The organism is Filobacillus milosensis (genome assembly GCF_004402015.1).
Lineage (GTDB): Bacteria > Bacillota > Bacilli > Bacillales > Alkalibacillaceae > Filobacillus > Filobacillus milosensis.
Map to the genome: position 1 here is coordinate 1 of NZ_SOPW01000082.1, position 302 is coordinate 302.

Here is a 302-nt window from a genome sequence, read left to right on the forward strand (position 1 = left end):
ACATCGGCGGGGTCGACCGCCAGGATCAGCATCGCGAGGATCAGGAGCGTGACGATGAACGCGCCACCGCCGACCACGAGGCCGAGCGCCACCGGGGTCAACCCGTCATAGCTGCCGTTCGCGATCGCCGTGTTCACCCTGGCGGTGAAGGCTCCGGTCGAGACCAGCGTCACGACCATGGCGAAGACGCCGCAACCCAGCGCGATCAGCAGCAGGTGCAGCGGGCGCAGGATGTCCCGACGGGTGGGCTTCTCGTCGCTCATCGCGTTCCTCCGTGCTCCGCAGCGGCGGTGTCGTCGTTC

The 302-nt window shown here is 68.5% G+C and carries 1 protein-coding gene; it reads right to left on the bottom strand.

Annotated features, from left to right (window positions below; genetic code table 11):
- On the bottom strand, positions 1-263 hold a 263-nt coding region (locus E3U55_RS17200; protein ID WP_134341687.1), incomplete at its 3' end, for a hypothetical protein.
- Positions 264-302: the final 39 nt, after the last annotated feature.